This window comes from Micromonospora sp. BL4 (assembly GCF_003667505.1).
Taxonomy (GTDB): Bacteria; Actinomycetota; Actinomycetes; order Mycobacteriales; family Micromonosporaceae; genus Micromonospora.
Window position 1 is genome coordinate 1 of the sequence record NZ_RCVJ01000231.1, and the last position, 9,708, is coordinate 9,708.

The 9,708-nt window shown below is 72.5% G+C and carries 10 protein-coding genes and 2 pseudogenes; 6 read left to right on the forward strand and 6 right to left on the reverse strand.

Features of this window, described 5'->3' with window-relative positions; translation table 11 throughout:
- Nucleotides 1-21: 21 nt before the first annotated feature.
- From EAD89_RS28665 to EAD89_RS28645, 5 genes are all read left to right on the forward strand, one after another.
- A complete protein-coding gene (locus EAD89_RS28665) occupies nucleotides 22-840 on the forward strand; it encodes an ATP-binding cassette domain-containing protein (protein ID WP_121677873.1) in 819 nt (272 codons plus the stop codon).
- Nucleotides 837-2,099: a sugar ABC transporter permease gene (locus tag EAD89_RS28660; protein ID WP_121653993.1), complete on the forward strand. Its 1,263-nt coding sequence runs from the start codon at nucleotides 837-839 to the stop codon at nucleotides 2,097-2,099. The genes EAD89_RS28665 and EAD89_RS28660 overlap by 4 nt, the downstream gene beginning before the upstream one ends.
- A 20-nt stretch (nucleotides 2,100-2,119) precedes the next feature.
- Nucleotides 2,120-3,301, forward strand: coding sequence for an ROK family protein (locus tag EAD89_RS28655; protein ID WP_121653992.1), 1,182 nt, complete (start codon nucleotides 2,120-2,122; stop codon nucleotides 3,299-3,301).
- A gap of 19 nt (nucleotides 3,302-3,320) precedes the next feature.
- Nucleotides 3,321-3,629 (forward strand): DUF1707 domain-containing protein, encoded by a 309-nt coding sequence (locus tag EAD89_RS28650; RefSeq protein ID WP_121677874.1) that lies wholly within the window; start codon nucleotides 3,321-3,323, stop codon nucleotides 3,627-3,629.
- 125 nt (nucleotides 3,630-3,754) lie between these two features.
- Nucleotides 3,755-4,495, forward strand: coding sequence for a DUF4142 domain-containing protein (locus EAD89_RS28645; RefSeq protein ID WP_121653990.1), 741 nt, complete (start codon nucleotides 3,755-3,757; stop codon nucleotides 4,493-4,495).
- Between the two features lie 10 nt (nucleotides 4,496-4,505).
- Here EAD89_RS28645 and EAD89_RS28640 read toward each other — a convergent pair.
- Nucleotides 4,506-4,862 (reverse strand): annotated as a pseudogene (locus EAD89_RS28640) (ABC transporter ATP-binding protein); the annotation flags it as partial.
- Here EAD89_RS28640 and EAD89_RS28635 point away from each other — a divergent pair.
- Nucleotides 4,847-5,203, forward strand: a pseudogene (locus EAD89_RS28635) (ABC transporter ATP-binding protein); the annotation flags it as partial. The pseudogenes EAD89_RS28640 and EAD89_RS28635 overlap by 16 nt on opposite strands.
- Nucleotides 5,204-5,213: 10 nt before the next feature.
- Here EAD89_RS28635 and EAD89_RS28630 read toward each other — a convergent pair.
- From EAD89_RS28630 to EAD89_RS28610, 5 genes are all read right to left on the reverse strand, one after another.
- Nucleotides 5,214-5,954: a DUF4142 domain-containing protein gene (locus EAD89_RS28630; protein WP_121653990.1), complete on the reverse strand. Its 741-nt coding sequence runs from the start codon at nucleotides 5,952-5,954 to the stop codon at nucleotides 5,214-5,216.
- A 125-nt stretch (nucleotides 5,955-6,079) separates the two neighbouring features.
- On the reverse strand, nucleotides 6,080-6,388 hold the full coding sequence (locus EAD89_RS28625; protein WP_121677874.1) for a DUF1707 domain-containing protein: 309 nt from the start codon (nucleotides 6,386-6,388) through the stop codon (nucleotides 6,080-6,082).
- Nucleotides 6,389-6,407: 19 nt separating this feature from the next.
- Nucleotides 6,408-7,589, reverse strand: coding sequence for an ROK family protein (locus EAD89_RS28620; RefSeq protein ID WP_121653992.1), 1,182 nt, complete (start codon nucleotides 7,587-7,589; stop codon nucleotides 6,408-6,410).
- Between the two features lie 20 nt (nucleotides 7,590-7,609).
- Entirely contained in the window at nucleotides 7,610-8,872 is a 1,263-nt protein-coding gene (locus tag EAD89_RS28615) for a sugar ABC transporter permease (protein ID WP_121653993.1), read from the reverse strand.
- Nucleotides 8,869-9,687, reverse strand: coding sequence for an ATP-binding cassette domain-containing protein (locus EAD89_RS28610; protein WP_121677873.1), 819 nt, complete (start codon nucleotides 9,685-9,687; stop codon nucleotides 8,869-8,871). The genes EAD89_RS28615 and EAD89_RS28610 overlap by 4 nt, the downstream gene beginning before the upstream one ends.
- Nucleotides 9,688-9,708 lie beyond the last annotated feature (21 nt).

Genomic DNA, 9,708 nt, shown 5'->3' on the forward strand with positions numbered 1-9,708 from the left:
CCCTTGAGAAGGAGACCCCCAGTGTCCACGACCCCCCTGCTGGAACTACACGGGATCGACAAGAGCTTCGGTCCCGTCCAGGTGCTCCGCGACGTCGCCTTCACCGTCCACCCCGGCGAGGTGACCGCGCTGGTCGGTGACAACGGCGCCGGCAAGTCGACCCTGGTGAAATGCATCAGCGGCATCCACCCCACCGACGCCGGCGAGTTCCTGTTCAACGGCGAGCCGGTCCACATCGGCAACCCCCGCGACGCCGCCGCGCTCGGCATCGAGGTCGTCTACCAGGACCTCGCGCTCTGCGACAACCTCGACATCGTGCAGAACATGTTCCTCGGCCGGGAGCGGCGCAGCGGCATCATCCTGGACGAGCCGACCATGGAACAGCTCGCCGCCGAGACGCTGGCCGGGCTCTCCATCCGCACCGTCACCTCACTGCGCCAGCACGTCTCCAGCCTCTCCGGCGGTCAGCGCCAGACCGTGGCCATCGCCAAGGCGGTGCTGTGGAACAGCCGGCTGGTCATCCTGGACGAGCCGACCGCGGCGCTCGGCGTGGCACAGACCGCCCAGGTGCTCGAACTGGTCCGCCGGCTCGCCGACAACGGCCTGGCCGTGGTGCTCATCTCGCACAACATGAACGACGTCTTCGCCGTCTCCGACCGGATCGCCGCGCTGTACCTCGGCCAGATGGTCGCCCAGGTGAAGACCACCGACATCACCCATGCCCAGGTGGTCGAACTGATCACCGCCGGGCGCTCGGGCGGGCTCGGCCTCGCCACCGACCCGGGCAGCAACGGCGACGGCGCGCAGCCGGCCGACTCGATCTCAGGAGGCCACCGATGACCACCACCGCCGTGCGGAAGGACGGCCCCGCGGCCGTCACACCACCGCCGACCGTCGGCGGACACGTCCGCACCTACTGGAGCCGGGTACGCGGCGGCGACGTCGGCGCGCTGCCGGCGGTGCTCGGCCTGATCGTGCTCTGCACCGTCTTCGCGATCATGCGGCCGTCGTCGTTCCTGTCGGCCGGCAACTTCGCCAACCTCTTCACCCAGGGCGCCGCGGTCACGCTGATCGCGATGGGCCTGGTCTTCGTGCTGCTGCTCGGCGAGATCGACCTCTCCGCCGGCTTCGCCAGCGGCGTCTGCGCGGCGGTGCTGGCCAATGTGGTCACCGTGCTGGGCTACCCCTGGTGGGTCGCCGTGCTCGCCGCGGTCGCCACCGGTGTGGTCATCGGCACCAGCCTCGGCCTCCTGGTCGCCAAGATCGGCATTCCGTCCTTCGTGGTCACCCTCGCCGCCTTCCTCGCCTTCCAGGGCATCGTGCTGCTGCTCGTGAAGGAGGGCACCAACATCTCCGTCCGCGACGAGGTGCTGGTCGCCATCGCCAACCGCAACCTCGCCCCCACCCTGGGCTGGGTGCTGGCCGTCCTCGCGGTCGTCGGCTACGCGGCGGTGCAACTCCTGCGCCACCGCAACCGGGTGGCCCGCGGCCTGATCACCGATCCGATCGCGGTGGTGGCGCTGCGGATCGCAGGGCTCGCCGTCATCCTCGGTACGGCGGTGTACATCCTCAACCTGGAGCGCAGCCGCAACGTGCTGATCGTCTCGCTCAAGGGCGTGCCGATCGTGGTGCCGGTCATCGCGGCGCTGCTGATCATCTGGACCTTCGTGCTCCAGCGCACCAGCTACGGCCGGCACATCTACGCCGTGGGCGGCAACCGGGAGGCGGCCCGTCGCGCCGGCATCGAGGTGGATCGCATCCGCATCTCGGTCTTCGTGATCTGCTCCTCGATGGCCGCCATCGGTGGCATCGTGGCCGCCAGCCGAGCCAACTCCGTCGACCCGAACACCGGGGGCAGTAACGTACTGCTCTACGCGGTCGGCGCCGCAGTGATCGGCGGCACCAGCCTCTTCGGCGGCAAGGGCCGCGTCCTCGACGCCGTGCTCGGCGGCGCGGTGGTCGCGGTCATCGAAAACGGGATGGGCCTGATGGGATACAGCGCGGGAATCAAGTACGTGGTCACCGGCGTCGTCCTGCTGCTCGCCGCCAGCGTCGACGCGCTCTCCCGACGCCGCGCGGCAGCCACCGGCACCCGCTGACCGCGGGAGGTAGCACCGCGATGCGCCCGGCACCAAGCCAGGACGAGGTAAGACGGCAGAACCTCGGGGCACTGCTGCGGCACGTGCACGTCCACGGGGCGACCACACGTGCCGAACTCACCACCACGCTGGGCCTCAACCGCAGCACCATCGGCGCGCTGACCGCCGACCTGTCCGCGGTGGGACTGGTCAGCGAAGGCGCGCCGAAGGAGACCGGCCGGGCCGGACGGCCATCACTGGTCGTCCGGCCCGAATCGGCCCGGGTCTACGCGTACGCGTACTCCGTCGAGGTGGACCGGCTGCGCGCCGCCCGCGTCGGCCTGGGCGGCGCGGTGCTGGACCGCCGGGAACTGGACCGACCGCGCGGCCTGCTCGCCGCCGAGGCCGCGCCGCTGCTGGCCGGCGCGGTCAAGGAGATGCAGCAGGCGGTGCCCGGCGACGCGATCTGCGTGGGCGCCGGCGTCGCCGTCTGCGGCATGGTCCGCCGCGACGACGGCCTGGTCCGGCTCGGCCCCACCACCGGCTGGGTGGACGAACCGATCGGCGCGGCCCTCGGCGCCGAACTGGGCATCGACGTGCCGATCACGGTGGGCAACGTGGCCGACGTGGCCGCGTTCGCCGAGCACGCGCGAGGTGTCGCCGCCGGCTGCGACAACGTCATCTACCTGTACGGCGACGTCGGCGTGGGCGCCGGCATCATCGCCGGCGGGCGTCGGCTCACCGGGCACGGCGGGTACGGCGGCGAGGTCGGCCACATGAAGGTGGTCCGCGACGGCATGCCCTGCGAGTGCGGCTCCCGGGGCTGCTGGGAGACCGAGATCGGCGAGCACGGGCTGCTCCGTGCGGCCGGCCGCTCCGACGCCCGCGGCCGGGACGCGTTGCTGGCCGTCTTCGACGCCGCCGACCGGGGTGACGCCCGGGCCCAGACGGCGGTTCGCCAGGCCGGCGACTGGCTCGGCTTCGGGGTGGCCAACCTGGTCAACGTCTTCAACCCCGAGATGGTCATCTTCGGCGGCACCATGCGCGACCTCTACCTCGCCGCGGCGGCCCAGATCCGCAGCCGGCTCAACTCCAACGCGCTCGGCGCCTGCCTGGAGCACGTCCGGCTGCGCACCCCCAAACTGGGCGAGGACGCGCCCCTGATCGGCGCCGCCGAGCTGGCCTTCGAACGGCTGCTCGCCGACCCCCTCGACGTGGGCTGATCCGCGTACCCTGTCCGACGTGGATGTCGAGCTGCGCGCCTCCGACGACGACCGCAACCGGGTGGTCGCCGAGCTGCACCGGCACACCACGGCGGGCCGGCTCACCCTCGACGAGTTCTCCGACCGGGTGGGCGCGGTGTGGAGCACCCGCACCCTCGGCGACCTGGCCGCCCTGACCCGCGACCTGCCGGCCCTGCCCGACCCGGCCGCCGACGCCTCGGCCGGCGGCGATCCAGCCGGGCACGGCCGCCGCGAACTGCTGGTGCTCTTCGCCGTCGCCGCGCTCACCCTGCTGCTGCTCGGCGGCTTCCTCGCCGCCACCCGCTGATCCGCGCCGGCAACCGGTGAACTGATCGGGCGGTCAGTCCGTATCAGTGGACGGACGGGCAGCCGGCGACACACGGCTGCCCGGTCCAGACGCGTTTCGGTCCGGACCGAGGAGGCACCGCAGACATGGCACCGCTCAGATCCGCCCGTCGCCGGCTGGGCAACCGGACCCACCGGGCGGCGATGCTGCTCATCGCCGTCATCGCGGGGGTCGGTGTCCTGCCCGGCGTGGCCGTCGCCGCGCCCGCCGGCGGGCAGCAGCTCAACGCCGCCGACATGACCCTGCTCAACGGTGTGCGGCTGGCCGGCTTGTGGGAGATGCCGGCCGGTCAGATGGCCGCCGAGAAGGGACAGTCGGCCAAGGTCCGGGAGATCGGCGCGGGCATCGCCAACGAGCACCAGAAGCTCGACCAGCTCGTCGTGGACGCCGCCAACAAGCTGGGCGCGGCCATCCCGTCCGAGCCGACCGCCGAGCAGAAGGGCTGGCTGTCGGAGATGCAGAAGGCCTCCGGCGCCCGGTTCGACCAGATCTTCGTCACCCGGCTCCGGGTGGCCCACGGCAAGATCTTCCCGGTGATCGGCGCGGTGCGGGCGAGCACCCGGGACGCCACCGTCCGCAAGCTCTGCGACGACGCCAACGGCTTCGTGATGCACCACATGCAGATGCTGGAGAGCACCAACCTGGTGCGCTGGCCGGAGCTGCCGCCCGCGGCGCTGCCCGCCCCCGGCAACGACGGGCTGCTGGCCGCCGCCGCCGCGAACACCGGCCCGCAGGTCGGGGTCAGCAGTACCGTCGTCTGGCTGGTCTTCCTCGCCGCGCTGGGCACCGGCGGGATCGCCACCTACCGGATGCTGCGCCGCACCTGACCGTCGGCGGTCACCCCGCTGGTGGCGACCGGTCGCCGGGCTCGTCGCTGTGGTGCCAGGAGCGCCACAGCGCCGCGTACGAGCCACCGGCCGCCACCAGCTCGTCGTGCGGGCCCAGCTCGGTGATCCGGCCGTCCTCCACCACCGCCACCCGGTCGGCGTCGTGCGCCGAGAAGAGCCGATGCGCGATGGCGATCACGGTACGGCCGGCCAGCACGGCCGCCAGGGAACGTTCCAGCTCCCGGGCGGCACGCGGGTCGATCAGCGAGGTCGCCTCGTCCAGGACCAGGGTGTGCGGATCGGCCAGCACCAGCCGGGCCAGCGCCACCTGCTGCGACTGCGCCGGGGAGAGCGGGTGGCCACCCGCTCTCCCCGGCGCAGTCGCAGCAGGTGGCGCTGGCCCGGCTGGTGCTGGCCGATCCGCACACCCTGGTCCTGGACGAGGCGACCTCGCTGATCGACCCGCGTGCCGCCCGGGAGCTGGAACGTTCCCTGGCGGCCGTGCTGGCCGGCCGTACCGTGATCGCCATCGCGCATCGGCTCTTCTCGGCGCACGACGCCGACCGGGTGGCGGTGGTGGAGGACGGCCGGATCACCGAGCTGGGCCCGCACGACGAGCTGGTGGCGGCCGGTGGCTCGTACGCGGCGCTGTGGCGCTCCTGGCACCACAGCGACGAGCCCGGCGACCGGTCGCCACCAGCGGGGTGACCGCCGACGGTCAGGTGCGGCGCAGCATCCGGTAGGTGGCGATCCCGCCGGTGCCCAGCGCGGCGAGGAAGACCAGCCAGACGACGGTACTGCTGACCCCGACCTGCGGGCCGGTGTTCGCGGCGGCGGCGGCCAGCAGCCCGTCGTTGCCGGGGGCGGGCAGCGCCGCGGGCGGCAGCTCCGGCCAGCGCACCAGGTTGGTGCTCTCCAGCATCTGCATGTGGTGCATCACGAAGCCGTTGGCGTCGTCGCAGAGCTTGCGGACGGTGGCGTCCCGGGTGCTCGCCCGCACCGCGCCGATCACCGGGAAGATCTTGCCGTGGGCCACCCGGAGCCGGGTGACGAAGATCTGGTCGAACCGGGCGCCGGAGGCCTTCTGCATCTCCGACAGCCAGCCCTTCTGCTCGGCGGTCGGCTCGGACGGGATGGCCGCGCCCAGCTTGTTGGCGGCGTCCACGACGAGCTGGTCGAGCTTCTGGTGCTCGTTGGCGATGCCCGCGCCGATCTCCCGGACCTTGGCCGACTGTCCCTTCTCGGCGGCCATCTGACCGGCCGGCATCTCCCACAAGCCGGCCAGCCGCACACCGTTGAGCAGGGTCATGTCGGCGGCGTTGAGCTGCTGCCCGCCGGCGGGCGCGGCGACGGCCACGCCGGGCAGGACACCGACCCCCGCGATGACGGCGATGAGCAGCATCGCCGCCCGGTGGGTCCGGTTGCCCAGCCGGCGACGGGCGGATCTGAGCGGTGCCATGTCTGCGGTGCCTCCTCGGTCCGGACCGAAACGCGTCTGGACCGGGCAGCCGTGTGTCGCCGGCTGCCCGTCCGTCCACTGATACGGACTGACCGCCCGATCAGTTCACCGGTTGCCGGCGCGGATCAGCGGGTGGCGGCGAGGAAGCCGCCGAGCAGCAGCAGGGTGAGCGCGGCGACGGCGAAGAGCACCAGCAGTTCGCGGCGGCCGTGCCCGGCTGGATCGCCGCCGGCCGAGGCGTCGGCGGCCGGGTCGGGCAGGGCCGGCAGGTCGCGGGTCAGGGCGGCCAGGTCGCCGAGGGTGCGGGTGCTCCACACCGCGCCCACCCGGTCGGAGAACTCGTCGAGGGTGAGCCGGCCCGCCGTGGTGTGCCGGTGCAGCTCGGCGACCACCCGGTTGCGGTCGTCGTCGGAGGCGCGCAGCTCGACATCCACGTCGGACAGGGTACGCGGATCAGCCCACGTCGAGGGGGTCGGCGAGCAGCCGTTCGAAGGCCAGCTCGGCGGCGCCGATCAGGGGCGCGTCCTCGCCCAGTTTGGGGGTGCGCAGCCGGACGTGCTCCAGGCAGGCGCCGAGCGCGTTGGAGTTGAGCCGGCTGCGGATCTGGGCCGCCGCGGCGAGGTAGAGGTCGCGCATGGTGCCGCCGAAGATGACCATCTCGGGGTTGAAGACGTTGACCAGGTTGGCCACCCCGAAGCCGAGCCAGTCGCCGGCCTGGCGAACCGCCGTCTGGGCCCGGGCGTCACCCCGGTCGGCGGCGTCGAAGACGGCCAGCAACGCGTCCCGGCCGCGGGCGTCGGAGCGGCCGGCCGCACGGAGCAGCCCGTGCTCGCCGATCTCGGTCTCCCAGCAGCCCCGGGAGCCGCACTCGCAGGGCATGCCGTCGCGGACCACCTTCATGTGGCCGACCTCGCCGCCGTACCCGCCGTGCCCGGTGAGCCGACGCCCGCCGGCGATGATGCCGGCGCCCACGCCGACGTCGCCGTACAGGTAGATGACGTTGTCGCAGCCGGCGGCGACACCTCGCGCGTGCTCGGCGAACGCGGCCACGTCGGCCACGTTGCCCACCGTGATCGGCACGTCGATGCCCAGTTCGGCGCCGAGGGCCGCGCCGATCGGTTCGTCCACCCAGCCGGTGGTGGGGCCGAGCCGGACCAGGCCGTCGTCGCGGCGGACCATGCCGCAGACGGCGACGCCGGCGCCCACGCAGATCGCGTCGCCGGGCACCGCCTGCTGCATCTCCTTGACCGCGCCGGCCAGCAGCGGCGCGGCCTCGGCGGCGAGCAGGCCGCGCGGTCGGTCCAGTTCCCGGCGGTCCAGCACCGCGCCGCCCAGGCCGACGCGGGCGGCGCGCAGCCGGTCCACCTCGACGGAGTACGCGTACGCGTAGACCCGGGCCGATTCGGGCCGGACGACCAGTGATGGCCGTCCGGCCCGGCCGGTCTCCTTCGGCGCGCCTTCGCTGACCAGTCCCACCGCGGACAGGTCGGCGGTCAGCGCGCCGATGGTGCTGCGGTTGAGGCCCAGCGTGGTGGTGAGTTCGGCACGTGTGGTCGCCCCGTGGACGTGCACGTGCCGCAGCAGTGCCCCGAGGTTCTGCCGTCTTACCTCGTCCTGGCTTGGTGCCGGGCGCATCGCGGTGCTACCTCCCGCGGTCAGCGGGTGCCGGTGGCTGCCGCGCGGCGTCGGGAGAGCGCGTCGACGCTGGCGGCGAGCAGCAGGACGACGCCGGTGACCACGTACTTGATTCCCGCGCTGTATCCCATCAGGCCCATCCCGTTTTCGATGACCGCGACCACCGCGCCGCCGAGCACGGCGTCGAGGACGCGGCCCTTGCCGCCGAAGAGGCTGGTGCCGCCGATCACTGCGGCGCCGACCGCGTAGAGCAGTACGTTACTGCCCCCGGTGTTCGGGTCGACGGAGTTGGCTCGGCTGGCGGCCACGATGCCACCGATGGCGGCCATCGAGGAGCAGATCACGAAGACCGAGATGCGGATGCGATCCACCTCGATGCCGGCGCGACGGGCCGCCTCCCGGTTGCCGCCCACGGCGTAGATGTGCCGGCCGTAGCTGGTGCGCTGGAGCACGAAGGTCCAGATGATCAGCAGCGCCGCGATGACCGGCACCACGATCGGCACGCCCTTGAGCGAGACGATCAGCACGTTGCGGCTGCGCTCCAGGTTGAGGATGTACACCGCCGTACCGAGGATGACGGCGAGCCCTGCGATCCGCAGCGCCACCACCGCGATCGGATCGGTGATCAGGCCGCGGGCCACCCGGTTGCGGTGGCGCAGGAGTTGCACCGCCGCGTAGCCGACGACCGCGAGGACGGCCAGCACCCAGCCCAGGGTGGGGGCGAGGTTGCGGTTGGCGATGGCGACCAGCACCTCGTCGCGGACGGAGATGTTGGTGCCCTCCTTCACGAGCAGCAGCACGATGCCCTGGAAGGCGAGGAAGGCGGCGAGGGTGACCACGAAGGACGGAATGCCGATCTTGGCGACCAGGAGGCCGAGGCTGGTGCCGATGACCACACCGGTGGCGACCGCGGCGAGCACGGCGACCCACCAGGGGTAGCCCAGCACGGTGACCACATTGGCCAGCACCGCCGCGCAGACGCCGCTGGCGAAGCCGGCGGAGAGGTCGATCTCGCCGAGCAGCAGCACGAAGACCAGGCCCATCGCGATCAGCGTGACCGCGGCGCCCTGGGTGAAGAGGTTGGCGAAGTTGCCGGCCGACAGGAACGACGACGGCCGCATGATCGCGAAGACGGTGCAGAGCACGATCAGGCCGAGCACCGCCGGCAGCGCGCCGACGTCGCCGCCGCGTACCCGGCTCCAGTAGGTGCGGACGTGTCCGCCGACGGTCGGCGGTGGTGTGACGGCCGCGGGGCCGTCCTTCCGCACGGCGGTGGTGGTCATCGGTGGCCTCCTGAGATCGAGTCGGCCGGCTGCGCGCCGTCGCCGTTGCTGCCCGGGTCGGTGGCGAGGCCGAGCCCGCCCGAGCGCCCGGCGGTGATCAGTTCGACCACCTGGGCATGGGTGATGTCGGTGGTCTTCACCTGGGCGACCATCTGGCCGAGGTACAGCGCGGCGATCCGGTCGGAGACGGCGAAGACGTCGTTCATGTTGTGCGAGATGAGCACCACGGCCAGGCCGTTGTCGGCGAGCCGGCGGACCAGTTCGAGCACCTGGGCGGTCTGTGCCACGCCGAGCGCCGCGGTCGGCTCGTCCAGGATGACCAGCCGGCTGTTCCACAGCACCGCCTTGGCGATGGCCACGGTCTGGCGCTGACCGCCGGAGAGGCTGGAGACGTGCTGGCGCAGTGAGGTGACGGTGCGGATGGAGAGCCCGGCCAGCGTCTCGGCGGCGAGCTGTTCCATGGTCGGCTCGTCCAGGATGATGCCGCTGCGCCGCTCCCGGCCGAGGAACATGTTCTGCACGATGTCGAGGTTGTCGCAGAGCGCGAGGTCCTGGTAGACGACCTCGATGCCGAGCGCGGCGGCGTCGCGGGGGTTGCCGATGTGGACCGGCTCGCCGTTGAACAGGAACTCGCCGGCGTCGGTGGGGTGGATGCCGCTGATGCATTTCACCAGGGTCGACTTGCCGGCGCCGTTGTCACCGACCAGCGCGGTCACCTCGCCGGGGTGGACGGTGAAGGCGACGTCGCGGAGCACCTGGACGGGACCGAAGCTCTTGTCGATCCCGTGTAGTTCCAGCAGGGGGGTCGTGGACACTGGGGGTCTCCTTCTCAAGGG